This window comes from Nocardia brasiliensis NBRC 14402 (assembly GCF_000308475.2).
GTDB classification, from domain to species: Bacteria; Actinomycetota; Actinomycetes; order Mycobacteriales; family Mycobacteriaceae; genus Nocardia; species Nocardia brasiliensis.
The window spans coordinates 34,640-48,057 of record NZ_BAFT02000113.1; the positions used below are offsets into that span (position 1 = coordinate 34,640).

The 13,418-nt window shown below is 68.7% G+C and carries 12 protein-coding genes; 9 read left to right on the forward strand and 3 right to left on the reverse strand.

All coding sequences use genetic code 11. The features are described 5' to 3' along the window. The first annotated feature begins 20 nt into the window (after nt 1-20). Nucleotides 21-1,253: a L,D-transpeptidase gene (locus TY25_RS39415; RefSeq protein WP_042265352.1), complete on the forward strand. Its 1,233-nt coding sequence runs from the start codon at nt 21-23 to the stop codon at nt 1,251-1,253. A 10-nt stretch (nt 1,254-1,263) separates the two neighbouring features. On the opposite strand, the gene mscL is transcribed toward TY25_RS39415, so the two are convergent. After that, nucleotides 1,264-1,719, reverse strand: a complete 456-nt coding sequence (gene mscL, locus TY25_RS39420) for a large conductance mechanosensitive channel protein MscL (protein ID WP_042265354.1) — start codon at nt 1,717-1,719, stop codon at nt 1,264-1,266. A 135-nt stretch (nt 1,720-1,854) separates the two neighbouring features. Next, the gene (locus TY25_RS39425; protein WP_042265357.1) at nt 1,855-2,589 is read right to left on the reverse strand and encodes an SDR family NAD(P)-dependent oxidoreductase; all 735 of its coding nucleotides are present in this window, start codon (nt 2,587-2,589) and stop codon (nt 1,855-1,857) included. A gap of 74 nt (nt 2,590-2,663) precedes the next feature. Here TY25_RS39425 and TY25_RS39430 point away from each other — a divergent pair, with 74 nt between their 5' ends. The 7 genes from TY25_RS39430 to TY25_RS39460 all read left to right on the forward strand — a co-directional run bounded on the left by TY25_RS39430 (nt 2,664) and on the right by TY25_RS39460 (nt 12,159). Further along, on the forward strand, nt 2,664-3,485 hold the full coding sequence (locus tag TY25_RS39430) for an alpha/beta fold hydrolase (protein ID WP_042265359.1): 822 nt from the start codon (nt 2,664-2,666) through the stop codon (nt 3,483-3,485). Between the two features lie 158 nt (nt 3,486-3,643). Continuing rightward, the gene (gene mshA, locus TY25_RS39435; protein ID WP_042265361.1) at nt 3,644-5,050 is read left to right on the forward strand and encodes a D-inositol-3-phosphate glycosyltransferase; all 1,407 of its coding nucleotides are present in this window, start codon (nt 3,644-3,646) and stop codon (nt 5,048-5,050) included. 23 nt (nt 5,051-5,073) lie between these two features. Beyond that, nucleotides 5,074-5,568, forward strand: coding sequence for a type III secretion system chaperone family protein (locus TY25_RS39440; protein ID WP_042265364.1), 495 nt, complete (start codon nt 5,074-5,076; stop codon nt 5,566-5,568). A gap of 193 nt (nt 5,569-5,761) precedes the next feature. Then, entirely contained in the window at nt 5,762-6,667 is a 906-nt protein-coding gene (locus TY25_RS39445) for an ROK family protein (RefSeq protein ID WP_042265365.1), read from the forward strand. A gap of 68 nt (nt 6,668-6,735) precedes the next feature. Further along, entirely contained in the window at nt 6,736-7,473 is a 738-nt protein-coding gene (locus TY25_RS39450) for a phosphoglyceromutase (RefSeq protein WP_029899755.1), read from the forward strand. Nucleotides 7,474-7,860: 387 nt separating this feature from the next. Beyond that, on the forward strand, nt 7,861-9,924 hold the full coding sequence (locus TY25_RS39455; protein ID WP_042265366.1) for a CocE/NonD family hydrolase: 2,064 nt from the start codon (nt 7,861-7,863) through the stop codon (nt 9,922-9,924). A gap of 204 nt (nt 9,925-10,128) precedes the next feature. Then, nucleotides 10,129-12,159 (forward strand): CocE/NonD family hydrolase, encoded by a 2,031-nt coding sequence (locus tag TY25_RS39460; RefSeq protein WP_042265368.1) that lies wholly within the window; start codon nt 10,129-10,131, stop codon nt 12,157-12,159. A 93-nt stretch (nt 12,160-12,252) separates the two neighbouring features. Here TY25_RS39460 and TY25_RS39465 read toward each other — a convergent pair whose 3' ends face one another. Beyond that, complete coding sequence (locus tag TY25_RS39465; protein ID WP_042265369.1) at nt 12,253-12,903, reverse strand: NADPH-dependent F420 reductase; 651 nt, start codon at nt 12,901-12,903, stop codon at nt 12,253-12,255. Nucleotides 12,904-12,994: 91 nt separating this feature from the next. On the opposite strand from TY25_RS39465, the gene TY25_RS39470 reads away from it, so the two are divergent. Next, nucleotides 12,995-13,396 (forward strand): winged helix-turn-helix transcriptional regulator, encoded by a 402-nt coding sequence (locus TY25_RS39470; protein ID WP_042265370.1) that lies wholly within the window; start codon nt 12,995-12,997, stop codon nt 13,394-13,396. Nucleotides 13,397-13,418: the final 22 nt, after the last annotated feature.

A 13,418-nucleotide genomic window follows, 5' to 3' on the forward strand; every position in this document is an offset into this window, starting at 1 on the left:
GCCCGCGTAAATTCGAAGAAGTGAACAACCGTCCAGTGATCCGCAGACCGGTGGCCGCCGTGGCGGCCGTGCTGTTCGTCGTGGTCGCCCTGGTGGCCGGATGCGCCGGCGACAACGGCGGCAGCCAGAACGCGGCGCGCGACCCCGGCCCGGTCGCCAAGGTCGCCTTGGCGCCGGAGAACGACGCCAAGAGCGTCAACCCGACCGCGCCGGTCTCGGTCACCATCACCGACGGAACGATCGATCAGGTCGCGCTCACGAACGCGAGCGGCAAACAGGTCGCGGGCGAGTTCTCGCCGGACAAGCGCAGCTACAAGATCACCGAGCCGCTCGGCTACGACGCGACCTACACCTGGTCGGGCACCGCGATCGGCACCGATCGCAAGCCGATTCCGATCGACGGCAAGTTCAGCACGCTCGCGCCGAAGAACACCGTCCCAGCGACCATCAACATCGCCGACAACCAGGAGGTCGGCATCGCCGCGCCGATCATCCTGCAGTTCAAGGCGCCGGTGCAGAACAAGGCCGCGGTGGAGAAGGCGCTGAGCATCACCACCGATCCGCCCACCGAGGGCGCGTGGGCCTGGTTCCCCGACGACAACGGCTCGCGCGTGCACTGGCGGCCGAAGGACTACTGGACGCCGGGCACCACGGTGCAGGTCTCGGCGAAGCTGTACGGGCTCGACCTCGGCGGCGGCAATTACGGCTACACCGACCTGACCACGGATTTCCGGATCGGCCGCAGTCAGATCGTGAAAGCCAACGCGCCGAGCCATCGCATGCAGGTGGTCCGCGACGGCAAGACCGTGTTCGATTTCGCGGTCAGCTACGGCGAGGGCAACGAGCCGCGCAACGTGACCCGCTCGGGTTTGCACGTGGTCACCGAGAAGTACGAAGACTTCATGATGTCGAATCCGCCGTTCTACACCAACGTGCGCGAACGCTGGGCGGTGCGCATCTCCAACAACGGCGAATTCATCCACGCCAACCCGGAATCGCTGTCCGCGCAAGGGTCTTCGAACGTCACCAACGGCTGCATCAACCTCTCGCCCGCCGACGCGCAGGCCTACTTCCCGACGGCGCTCTACGGCGACCCGGTCGAGGTCACCGGCACCTCGATCCAGCTCTCCGCCGCCGACGGTGACCTCTACGACTGGACCATCGACTGGGCGACCTGGAAGACCATGTCCGCCCTGGACGGCTCCACCTCGGTCGTTTCGGCCACCCCGGTCGCGCCCGGCCCGCCCCGCTGACCGAACGCGGTCAGCGCCGCCCCGCGGTCTCGCCGTCGACCTCGGCCTCGACGGCGCGATCGGCCGCGCGCTGTTTGCGGACCTCGTCATGGCGTTCGGCGAGCAGGTCGCGGATCTCGATGAGCAGTTCGGTCTCGGTGGGCTCGGCGGCTTTGGTGGTGCCGAACCGGTTCTTGATCGTCTTCATCGGCACCATCAGCACGAAGTAGAGCACCGCGGCGACGACGACGAAGTTGATGAAGGCCGTGATGATCGGGCCGATCTGGATGAACGTCGCAGGTTTGCTGGAGATCAACTGGACGCCTAGTCCCAGCTCATTCGTGCTGCCGAAAACGGCGAGTAGGGGGTTGATGACGCCCTTGGTCACCGAGGTGACCACCGTGGTGAACGCGGTGCCCATCACCACGGCGACGGCAAGGTCGATGACGTTCCCGCGCATCAGGAACTCTTTGAACCCCTTGAGCATGAGGCGAACAACTCCGATCTGAGTGAGCTGGCAGTCGAAGCCCCGATGCTAACGGCAGCGCACGCCCGGCGTCGGCCGGGCAATTCCCCAGCGAACGCCGAACGCGCAGTGATTTATTCGAATCGGCTATCGCACTCAGTTGCGCCGGGCGAAGCGTCCGGCATCGGCCTGATCACGCGGTTTGACGATGATCTGATCGAGGTTCACATGCGACGGACGCGAAGCGACGAAGCCGATGATCTCCGCGATGTCCTGCGCGACCAACGGGTCGATGCCCTGGTAGACCTTGGCCGCGCGGTCCTCGTCGCCGTCGAAGCGAACCAGGGAGAACTCGGTTTCCACTGCGCCGGGCGCGATTTCGGTGAGCCGTACCGGTTGGCCGAGCAGCTCGCCGCGCAACGTGCGGTGCAGCACCGCCTGCGCATGCTTGGCCGAGGTGTAGCCCGAGCCGTTGTCGTAGGCGACGAACGCGGCGACCGAGGTGATGGTGACGATGAGGCCGTCGCCGGAGGCGATCAGCTTGGGCAGCAGCGCCTTGGTCAGGCGCAGGGTGCCGAGCACGTTGGTCTCCCACATCCAGCGCCAGTCGTCGAGGTCGGCGTCGGCGACCGTGGCCAGCCCCTTGGCGCCGCCGGCGTTGTTGACCAGCACGTCGGCCCGCTCGATCGCGTCGGTGAACGTCCGCACCGACTCGTCCGAGGTGACGTCGAGTTCCAGTGCGGTGCCGCCGATCTCGTCGGCGACCCGCTGCAGCCGGTCGAGCCTGCGGGCGCCGACCACCACGTGGTAGCCCTGTTTCGCCAGTTCCCGGGCGGTGGCCTCGCCGATTCCCGAGCTGGCTCCGGTGACGACGGCGGTGCGGTTGCTCATGGGATCAGATCCTAGGGGCCGGGCCGGAGACCGGCGCTGGGGCTGTAGTGGGGATCACCGTTAGCCTGAGCCGCATGGCATTACGGGACGTGGTGAGCGCGGATGGCACGAATATCGTCTATCGGGTCAGCGGCCCCGCGGGCGCGCGACCGCTGCTGCTCCTGCACGGCTGGTCGGCCAATCTGCTGTGCTGGGGCCGGGCCGCGAACGAGCTCGCGACGCGCTACCGGGTGATCGCCGTCGACCTGCGCGGGCACGGCTACTCCGACGCACCGGCGGCCGGCTACGACGATCCGAAGAACTGGGCCGCCGATATCGCGGCCGTGCTGGCGGTCGAGCGCATCGATACCGGCGCGATCCTGCTCGGCTGGTCCTACGGCGGCATCGTGCTCAGCGACTACCTCACCGCCTTCGGCACCGGCGCGCTCGCGGGCGTGGTCTATACGGGTTCGATGGCCAACCTCGGCCGCGGCGTGCCGGGAGCCGCGGTCGGCACCGCGATGCAGGCCGCGATGCCCGGTGTTTTCGAGGAGAGTGCGGGGCGCGCGGTGAAGGCGTTCGGCGCGTTCGGCAACGCCAACACCGGTCCGGGTGCGGACAAGGGCGTCGATGCCCAGCGGTTGTTCGGCGCGAGCCTGGCCACCGTGCCCGCGGTGCGCAAAGCGCTGTTCTATCGCACCGTCGACAACACCGAAACCCTACGGGCACTTGATATTCCGGTGCTGGTCCTGCACGGCACCGCAGACCCGGTGGTGCCGATCGAGAACGGCCGCTACATCGCTGCCGCGGTGCCCGACGCGCGCACCTCGTACTGGGAGGGAGCCCAGCACGGGTTGTTCATCGAGGACCGGTCGCGCTTCGTGGCCGAGGTGAGTGCGTTCGCCGACGGGCTCTGAATTCGCCGCTGTTTCCCCAGTTGGATCCGGTTTGTCCGGACCGTCCGGAGTCGTCGCAGGTAGGCGCGACGCGGCACTGTGAGCCGGTTCACCGGAGGCTTGTGATAGCTCTCACTTGGCGGGCTGAGGGCTCTGAGCGGGGGAATGCAACGTGCACTATGGATAGTGTGAGCCAACGCCGCCTGGACCTACGGCCGAACCGTGTCGCCGTCTTGTCGGTGCATACCTCGCCGCTGGCGCAACCCGGTACCGGCGATGCGGGCGGCATGAACGTCTACGTGCTGCAGACCGCGTTGCAGCTGGCCCGGCGCGGCACCGAGGTGGAGATCTTCACCCGGGCCACCAGCTCCAATCTCCCACCCGTGCAAGAGGCCGGCCCCGGCGTGCTGGTGCGCAATGTGGTGGCGGGCCCGTTCGAGGGCCTCGACAAACGCGATCTGCCCACCCAGCTCTGCCCGTTCACCGCGGAGGTGCTGCGGCAGGAGGCCAGGCATCAGCCCGGCTACTACGACCTCGTGCACTCGCACTACTGGCTGTCCGGCCAGGTCGGCTGGCTGGCCAGGGACCGCTGGCGGGTGCCGCTGGTGCACACCGCGCACACCCTCGCGGCGGTGAAGAACGCCGCCCTCGCGGAGGGCGACTGTCCGGAGCCGCTGACCCGGGAGATCGGCGAGAAACAGGTCATCGCCGAGGCGGATCGGCTGGTCGCCAACACCGACGACGAGGCGCGCCAGCTGGTCGAGCTGTACAGCGCCGAACCCGAGCGCATCGATGTCGTGCCGCCGGGCGCGGACCTGTCCCGGTATCGGCCCGGCGACAAGGCGGCCGCCCGGGCCGCGCTCGGCCTGGCCGCCGACGAGCAGATTGTCGCGTTCGTCGGGCGCATCCAGCCGTTGAAGGCGCCCGACGTGCTGGTCCGCGCCGCCGCCGAGGTGCTGCGCGCCGGGCGGGCGCGCAACCTGCGGGTGCTCATCGTCGGCGGGCCCTCGGGCAGCGGTCTGGAGCGACCCGACGCGCTGATCGAACTCGCCGCGGCACTCGGTATCGCCGATCGCGTCACCTTCCTGCCACCGCAGCCGCCGGACCGGCTGGTGCTGGTCTATCGGGCCGCGGATCTGGTCGCGGTGCCCAGCTACAACGAATCCTTCGGCCTGGTCGCGATCGAGGCGCAGGCCAGCGGTACCCCGGTGCTGGCCGCCGACGTCGGCGGGCTCGGCACGGCCGTCCGCCACGGCGAGTCCGGGCTGCTCGTGCCCGGCCACCGCACCCCGGACTGGGCCGGCGCGCTCGGCTATCTGCTCGACGATCCCGAGCGGCTGCGCCGGATGAGCGCCCGCGCGGTCGAGCACGCCGCCAACTTCTCCTGGGAGCACACCGCCGCGGGCCTGCTGACCAGCTACTCCGCCGCGCTGCACGATTTCCGCGCGGAACGGGCCGCACTGGGCGCGGGACGTCTCGTGCGTGACGACACCCGGGAACGGGTATCCGGTGAACGCATTAGCCTCGACTCCGGTCAGGCCAGATCGCGGGCGCTGTGGCGGCGCCGGACGGGAGCACGTCAGTGAGTGCAGGTGAGCGAGCGAGCGAGGTGCAGGCCACCGCGCGGGTGATCGAGGAGACCCTGCGCGATCGGGACATCGAATACAGCCGCTCCGGCGCGGAGACCTTCGTCGTGGTCCTGCCCGGCGAGCGCAAACTGAAGACCACGGTCATGCTCACCGTCGGCAAGCACGGCGTGCGCATCGAGTCCTTCGTCTGCCGCAAGCCGGACGAGAACTTCGAGGGCGTCTACAAGTTCCTGCTGCGCCGCAACCGCAGGCTCTACGGCGTGGCCTACACCCTGGACCGGGTCGGCGACATCTACCTGGTCGGCCGGATCGCCACGCACGCGGTCACCGCCGACGAACTGGACCGGATCTTCGGCCAGACCCTCGAGGCGGTCGACGCCGATTTCAACGTGCTGCTCGAACTCGGTTTCGCCGAATCCATCCGCAAGGAATGGAAGTGGCGCGTCTCGCGCGGGGAGTCCCTGAAGAACCTGCGCGCTTTCGAGCATCTCGTGGACGCTGCCGACAAGCCCTGAGTGCCGTCGCTGCGCGATATACGCAGCGGCACAGTGCGTTTCGGGTGCGCGACGCGCCCGCCTAGCCGATCGGGCCGAAGCCCGGACGATCGGCCGATTCCGGTCCACCGGCCGAATCGGCCCGGATACGGTGCGACCGTGCCGCGCGCGGGTGACAATCGCTTGTGGTTCCGATCATGAAGGTGGCAGCCCGATGACAGTTCTCGCTCTCGATATCGGCGCGACGAAGTTCGCGGCGGGTATCGCGCAGGCCGACCGGACGGTGGGCGGGGTGCGGCAGGTCCAGGTGCCGCCCGAGGCGGTGTGGCAGGCGTGCCGCGCGCTGCTGCTCGAGGTGGCGGGGGAGACGACGATCACCGCCGTCGGCATCGGCTCGGCCGGGCCGGTGGACACGCGCACCGGCGTCACCAGCCCGCTGAACATCCCGGAATGGAAAGCGGGCTTCCCGATCGTCGCCTCGGTGCAGGAACTGTTCCCCGACGCTGCGGTCCATTTCGCCATCGACGGCGCCTGTCTCGCGCTGGCCGAGCATCACGTCGGCGCGCTGCGCGGGGTGCCGAACGGGTTGGCGCTCACCGTGTCCTCGGGGATCGGCGGCGGCATCATCGCGGACGGACGGGTACTGCTCGGCCGCACCGGCAACGCCGGTCACATCGGTCATATCGTGGTCCCGGGCTGGGACGTGCCCTGCCTGTGCGGCGGTGTCGGTTGCGTGGAAGCGGTCGCCAGCGGGATGTCGTCGGTGCGCTGGGCGGTCGAACAGGGCTGGCCGGGCAGCACCGGCGTGCAACTGGCCGAGGACGCGCGCCGGGGCGAGCGGATCGCGCTCGCGGCGCTGCAGCGCGCGGGCACCGCACTCGGTCAGGCGATCGCCTCGGCGTGCGCGCTGCTCGACGTCGATCGGGTGGTGATCGGTGGCGGTTTCGCGCAATCCGGTGCGCCGCTGTGGGATCCGTTGCGCGCGGCGCTGCGCAAGCACGCGCGCCTCGATTTCACCCGCGAGATCAATGTCGTGCTCTCCGAGGTGACCAACGGTGCCACGCTGGTCGGCGCGGGCGTGCTCGCGACGGGCCCCGCCACCGCCGACGTCGCGGGCTGACCCGGGCCGGGCTCGGACCAGCGGGGGAACGCTGCGACCGGCTCCTGGGCCCATGGGAGGATGGCCCCATGACGTACACCCTCGTGCTGCTGCGCCACGGCGAGAGCGAATGGAATGCCCTGAACCTGTTCACCGGCTGGGTGGACGTGCATCTGACGGACAAGGGCATCGCCGAGGGCAAACGCGCGGGAGAACTGCTCGCCGAGCACGGCATCCTGCCCGATATCGTCTACACCTCGCTGCTGCGCCGCGCGATCAACACCGCGAACATCGCGCTGGACGCCGCCGACCGGCACTGGATTCCGGTGGTGCGCGACTGGCGGCTCAACGAGCGTCACTACGGCGCGCTGCAGGGCAAGAACAAGGCGCAGGTCCGGGACAAGTACGGCGACGAGCAGTTCATGCTGTGGCGGCGCAGCTACGACACCCCGCCGCCGCCGATCGACCCGGACGACGAGTACAGCCAGGACGGCGACGCGCGCTACGCGGGCATCGAGGTGCCGAAGACCGAATGCCTGCTCGACGTGGTCAAGCGGATGATCCCGTACTGGGAGTCGACCATTTCGCAGGATGTGCGCGCGGGCAAGACCGTGCTGGTCGCCGCGCACGGCAACTCGCTGCGCGCGCTGGTCAAGCACCTCGATCAGATCTCGGACGCCGATATCGCGGGTGTGAACATTCCCACCGGCATTCCGCTGCGCTATGAACTGGACGAGAACCTGCGGCCCACCGGTCCCGGCGTCTACCTCGACCCCGAGGCGGCCGCCGCGGGTGCCGCCGCCGTCGCGAACCAGGGCGGGAAATAGCCGACAGCTCTCGCACTTGCCACGCGCTGCGTCCGAATCGGGCGCAGCGCGTTGCTGTTTCACGGCGGTGGCAGGTCGCTACGGGCTTGCCGGAGTGCTGCGAGATGTGCGACAGTCCGTGTCGGCCCAAAGTGTCTTGCGACACATCTACCCGTTGGCTGCCAGTGCGGACTGGCGAGGTGCACCCACCGGCCGGTGAGTGAGCATTCTGGCTCGCGTGGCCCGTGCGAGACGGCACCGAGCAGGGCTTCGGGCGCAACTCACGTCGACGGGTAGCTATATGTGAACCGCTATTCGGAATTGGTTACCTGTTACCCCTTGTCATTACCGACAAGTAGGTATGTACACTTTGGGCGTTCGACCAGTCCGAGAGGTGGATCACGTCCGATGAAGCACGCGTTGCGGGTCACAGTCGCGGCAGTTGCCGCGGCGATGCTCGTTCCCTTCCTCAGTAGCGGCGCCGCCGCCGCGCCGACGCCGGCCGGTCCCGACGGTGGAGCCGCGGGCGCGGCCTGGGCCGCGGCCCAGGATGGTCCGCAGCAGTACCCGAACATCAACATCCAATGGGATGTCCCCATCACGATGAGTGACGGAACGGTGTTGAAGGGCAACGTCTATCGCCCCGCCGACGCCGCGGGCCGGCCCATCGACACCCCGACGCCCACGGTCGTGAACCTCACGCCCTACACCAAGCTGGTGTCGAACCTGGCCGACCACGCACAGGCCATTCCCGGCCTGTCCGACGCGCTGTTCGGCCTGCTCCGCTCGATCGATCTCACCGGCACCCCGCTGTCCGGGATCACCGACCTGACAAAGGGTTTCGCCGGCGGCGAGCTGCGCAACTTCACCGTCGACCGGCAGCTGATCCGCAGCGGCTACTCGCAGGTGGTCGTCGACGTGCGCGGCACCGGATTCTCGCAGGGCACCTGGGACATGCTCCGCCAGCGCGAACAGCAGGACACCGTCGAAGTGATCGACTGGGCCGCACGCCAGCCCTGGTCCAACGGCCGCATCGGCATGAACGGCATCTCCTACTCCGGCATCAATCAGGTGCAGGCCGCCGAGAAGCATCCGGCGGCGCTGCAGGCGATCTTCCCGGTGGTGCCGGGCAGCGACCTGGTGAACGACGTGCTCGCGCCGGGCGGCGGCTTCGGCTTCAACTTCATCCCGCTGTGGCTCATCGCCATCAACGGCCTCAAGCTGGTGCCCGACCTGGCGTCGGTGCTCAACGGGCAGTTCGACACCCGCTGGCTGGCCGATCGCGTGCGCGATCCGTTGACGTTCATGGACGTGCTGCTCAACGTCTACACGACGGCGAAGATCGACGACCTCGATCCGCGCGCCAAGGAGCTGCTGACCTCCGGTTCCCGGCCGCGCGAGGGCTGGCTGGGCGATCCGAGCCGGGTCGACATCCCGACCTTCGTCACCGGTGGCTGGCACGACCTGTTCACCTATTCGGAATCGAAGATCTACAACGAGATTCCGCTGCCCGCGGGCCAGAAGCAGCTGCTGATGGGCAACACGTATCACGTCAATTCCGGCAACGAGTACGCCAAGCCCGGTCTGCCCCCGCGACTGGATGTGCTGCAGCGCGCGTGGTTCGACAAGTGGCTCAAGGACATCGACAACGGCATCGATCAGTACGGCCCGATCACGTTGCGCCAGCAGGGCGGCGGCTGGATCACCACCGACACCTTCGCCGCGCCGACCGAGGCCGCGAACCCGAGCGCCCAGGAGCCCGCGTATCGGCGGATGTACCTGTCCGCCAAACCCAGTGGCACCGCGAGCAGCGCCTACGACGGTTCGCTGACCGCGGAGGCCAACGGTGACACCGCGCGGCTCACCGTCGGCCCGGGCTTGACCACACTGTGCTCCAACGACGCGGCGCAGGGCAGTGCGGGCATTCTTTCCATCATCGATGGCTGCGCGAAGGACTCGCGGGTCGCGGAGACGAACGGGCTCACCTTCACCAGCGCCCCGGTCGCCGAGCCGACCGCCATATCCGGCCGGATCGCGGTGCGGCTCAACACCGTCCAGGACGCCGCGGACGGCTACTGGGTGACCACGATCAACGATGTCGCGCCGGACGGGCAGTCCACCGTGCTGTCCTCGGGACAGCTCATGGCCTCGCTGCGGGAGGTCGACGAGGCGAACAGCACCCGCTCCGCCAACGGCGACTACACCGATCCGCGGGCGTTCACCTCGCTGGACCGGCGGCAGCCGACGGTGCCCGGCGAGGCGACCACCCTGGATATCGCGCTGCCTGCCACCGAAGCGATCCTGCAACCCGGCCACCGGCTGCGGATCGACGTCTTCGCGGGTAACTTCCCGAAGGGCCTGCCGATCTTGCCGATGCTGCTCGACACCGGCTTCAAGCCGCAGCACGTGCAGCTCGATCCGAATCGGCCGAGCTTCGTGAATGTTCCGGTGCGCGGCAACCCGCGCTGGTAATCGCGACCGAGGATCCGAAAAGAGCGCCTCCGCTTCGAAAATTTCGAGCGGGGGCGCTCTTTCGTTCGGTCGACACCGTGTCTGTTCGCCGGGCGCGCCTTTGTGACCATGCACGAAGTTTCGTGATTTCGCTCCGCAGACCGGTCGGTACCTGCTTCCCTCCCCTAGTTAGAGAGCATTCGTTCCCCTAAGAGAGTGGATTCAATGAGGTATGCGCTCCGAACCGCGGCGGTGACCGTCGCGGCGGTGGCCTTGGCCCCCTTCCTTTCGCCCTCGGCCACCGCGAGCCCGATCGGCCCGGACGGCGGAGCGACCGGTGCGGCGTGGGCCGCGACCGAGGACGGCCCGCAGCAGTACCCGAATGTGTTCATCGAATGGGACGTCCCGATCACCATGAGCGACGGCACGGTGCTCAAGGGGAACGTCTACCACCCGGCCGACGCTGCCGGACAACCGATTTCGACACCGACGCCGACCATCGTCAACCTGACGCCCTACACCAAGCTCGGCTCGATGATCGCCGACAGCATGATCTCGATCCCGTGGCTGTCGGACGCGGTGCTGCAGGTGGCGCGCGACGTCGACCTCTCCGGCACACCGTTTTCCGGCGTCACCGATCTGACCAAGGCGCTCGGCGGCGGCCTGCTGCGCAACTTCACGGTGGACCGGCAGCTGATCAAGAGCGGCTATACCCAGGTCGTGGTCGACGTCCGGGGAACCGGCTTCTCCCAGGGCATCTGGGATCTGCTGCGCGAACGCGAGCAGCAGGACAGCGTCGAGGTGATCGACTGGGCGGCACGGCAGCCGTGGTCGACCGGTGACATCGGAATGAACGGCGTCTCCTACTCCGGGCTCAACCAGCTGCAAGCGGGCGCCAAGAACCCGCCCGCGTTGAAGGCGCTCTTCCCGGTGGTGCCGAGCCGGAACCCGTTCCGCGACTTGGTCGCACCCGGCGGCGGCATCGGCATCACCTTCATGCCCGCCTGGCTGCTCGCGGTGAACGGCGGCAAGCTGGTGCCCGACCTGGCGGCGGCGCTGCGCGGGCAGTTCGACAACAAGTGGCTGATGGACCGGCTCGCGGATCCGTTCACCTTCATCGATGCGCTGGTGAACATCCTGATCACGCCGGAGATCGATCAGCTCGATCCGAAGGTGCAGACCCTGCTGCACTCCGACAGTCCGTTCCGGCAGGCCTGGGAGAACGACCCGAGCCGAATCACCGTGCCCACCTTCGTGACCGGCGGCTGGCACGATGTGTTCGTCAACTCGCAGGCCGACGTGTACCGGCGGCTCGAGCTGCCGCCGGGCCGCAAGCAGCTGCTCGTCGGCGACGGCTACCACATCAGCAACGGCAACGAATCCGGCAAGCCGGGCCTGCCGCCGCGGATGGACGTGCTGCAGCGCGCCTGGTTCGACAAGTGGCTCAAGGGAATCGACAACGGGATCGACGAATTCGGCCCGGTGACCCTGAAGCAGCAGGGTGGCGGGTGGATCACGGCGCCCTCCTTCCCGCAGCCCGGCGCCGAGCATCGGCGCATGTATCTGTCCGCCGCGGCGAGCGGCGCCGGAGCCGGCGTGCACGACGGTTCGCTGTACACCCAGCCGAGCCCGAGCGTCGATCGGCTCACCGTCGCACCGGGTTTGACGGGTCTGTGCTCGCGGGACATGGCGCAGGAGAGCGCGGGCGTCACCTCGATCATCGACGGGTGCAGCAAGGACGCGCGGATCCAGGAGCTCAACGCGCTGACCTTCACCAGCGCCCCGGTCGCGGAGCCGACCAGCATCTCCGGCCCGATCGCGGTCCGGCTCAACACGGTGCACGAAGCGACCGACGGCTACTGGAACGTCACGGTGAACGATGTCGGCCCCGACGGTTATTCGACGGTGCTGTCCTCGGGCCAGCTGGTGTCCTCGCTGCGCGCCATCGACGATGCGCGCAGCACCCGTTCGGCCAACGGCGACTACACCGACCCGGTGCCCGACCTGTCGCTGGACAGCAGGCAGCCGCTGGTGCCGGGCGAGCCGACGGCACTGGACATTTCGGTGCCCGGCATCGAGGCGGTGCTGCAACCGGGACACCGGCTGCGCGTCGACGTCTACGCGGGCAACTTCCCGCGCGGTGTGGCCCCGATGCCGCTCGTCGTGGACAGCGAACTGCGGCCGCAGCACCTGTTGCTCGATCCGAATCAGCCGAGTTTCGTGAATATCCCGGTGCGCGGAAATCCGGGCTGGTAAACCGTAACCCGGTCTGAGCGTGCACCTATCGCGCATCGAAGCTCGAACTCGCGGGGTATGAGTTGATAGTGCATGCTCAGGCCAGGTTTTCGGTCAGTCCACGACCGCGAACGCGGCCGCCAGCGGCGGGAAGGCCGCGCGCGCATCATGTCCCGCGAACCACAGGCCGACGGTGAAGACCGCGACGGCTTCCAGATAGCGCGCCCGGTGCAGGCCGCCCGCCGGAATCGGTTGCAGGGAAAGATCTTCGGCCAGGGTCGTCACCTGGGCGAGCGCCCCGGGATCGTCGCCGCACAGCGGCACCGCCAGTCTGCGCTCGTCGAACACGCGCGCCTCGGCGGCCCACACCTCGGCCGCGCACATGTTGAACGCCTTCACCACGTGCGCGCCCGGGGCGGTCGCCGCAATGCGTTCGGCGACAGCCGCTTCCGAGAGCACGAAGCCCGTCGCGCCGGCGGTGTCCGGCGCGAAGGCGTTCGTGCAGTCGACGAGCGTGCGCCCGGCGAGCAGCCCGGCGAGCGGGCGCAGCACCTCGTCCAGCGCGTCGACCGGCAGCGCGAGCAGCACCACTTCGCCGAATTCGGCAGCGGCACGCAGACTTCCGGCCTGCGCCGCGATCGCCGCCGCCGATTCCTGTGCGGCCGCCGCCGATCGCGCGCCGACCAGCACCTCATGGCCCGCCGCGACCCAGCCGCCGCCGAGCGCGCGCGCCATGGCCCCGGCTCCGATGATTCCGATTCGCATCTCAACTCCTAGTCAGCGATGTTTTCGGCACCGACGGTAGGGACTCCGATAGGCACCCGCGGGTGCGCGACGGCGGTGGCAAGCTGAAGGCATGACCGCCGTGCCCGCCGAGCCGATCACCGCCGACCGGGTGGAGTTCGCGCCCTACGGCGATTTCGAGTCCGACTGCCCGGCCCGGATGGGCGTCGACGTCTTCGGCAACTCCTGGCTACCGGTGGTGGTCTACATGTTGCGCGACGGCCCGATGCGTCCCGGCGACCTGCGCGCCGCCATCGGCGGGATCAGCCAGAAGATGCTCACCCAGACCCTGCGCCGGATGGAACGGATGACCCTCGTCGCACGTCACCGCTACGCCGAGGCGCCGCCGCGGGTGGAGTACGAGCTGACCGCGGCGGGTCGCGACCTCCTCACGCCGATCTACGCGCTCGGCGACTGGGTGGACAAGCACGGCCGCGCGGTGAACGCGGCCATGGCCGGCGACGACGTGGACTGACACACCGGGCGCGGGCCGGATG

Coding starts and splice junctions, on each gene's coding strand:
- mscL (WP_042265354.1), bottom strand. CDS start 1,719: ATGCTCAAGGGGTTCAAAGAGTTCCTGATGCGCGGGAACGTCATCGAC.
- TY25_RS39425 (WP_042265357.1), bottom strand. CDS start 2,589: ATGAGCAACCGCACCGCCGTCGTCACCGGAGCCAGCTCGGGAATCGGC.
- TY25_RS39430 (WP_042265359.1), top strand. CDS start 2,664: ATGGCATTACGGGACGTGGTGAGCGCGGATGGCACGAATATCGTCTAT.
- mshA (WP_042265361.1), top strand. CDS start 3,644: ATGGATAGTGTGAGCCAACGCCGCCTGGACCTACGGCCGAACCGTGTC.
- TY25_RS39445 (WP_042265365.1), top strand. CDS start 5,762: ATGACAGTTCTCGCTCTCGATATCGGCGCGACGAAGTTCGCGGCGGGT.
- TY25_RS39450 (WP_029899755.1), top strand. CDS start 6,736: ATGACGTACACCCTCGTGCTGCTGCGCCACGGCGAGAGCGAATGGAAT.
- TY25_RS39455 (WP_042265366.1), top strand. CDS start 7,861: ATGAAGCACGCGTTGCGGGTCACAGTCGCGGCAGTTGCCGCGGCGATG.
- TY25_RS39460 (WP_042265368.1), top strand. CDS start 10,129: ATGAGGTATGCGCTCCGAACCGCGGCGGTGACCGTCGCGGCGGTGGCC.
- TY25_RS39465 (WP_042265369.1), bottom strand. CDS start 12,903: ATGCGAATCGGAATCATCGGAGCCGGGGCCATGGCGCGCGCGCTCGGC.
- TY25_RS39470 (WP_042265370.1), top strand. CDS start 12,995: ATGACCGCCGTGCCCGCCGAGCCGATCACCGCCGACCGGGTGGAGTTC.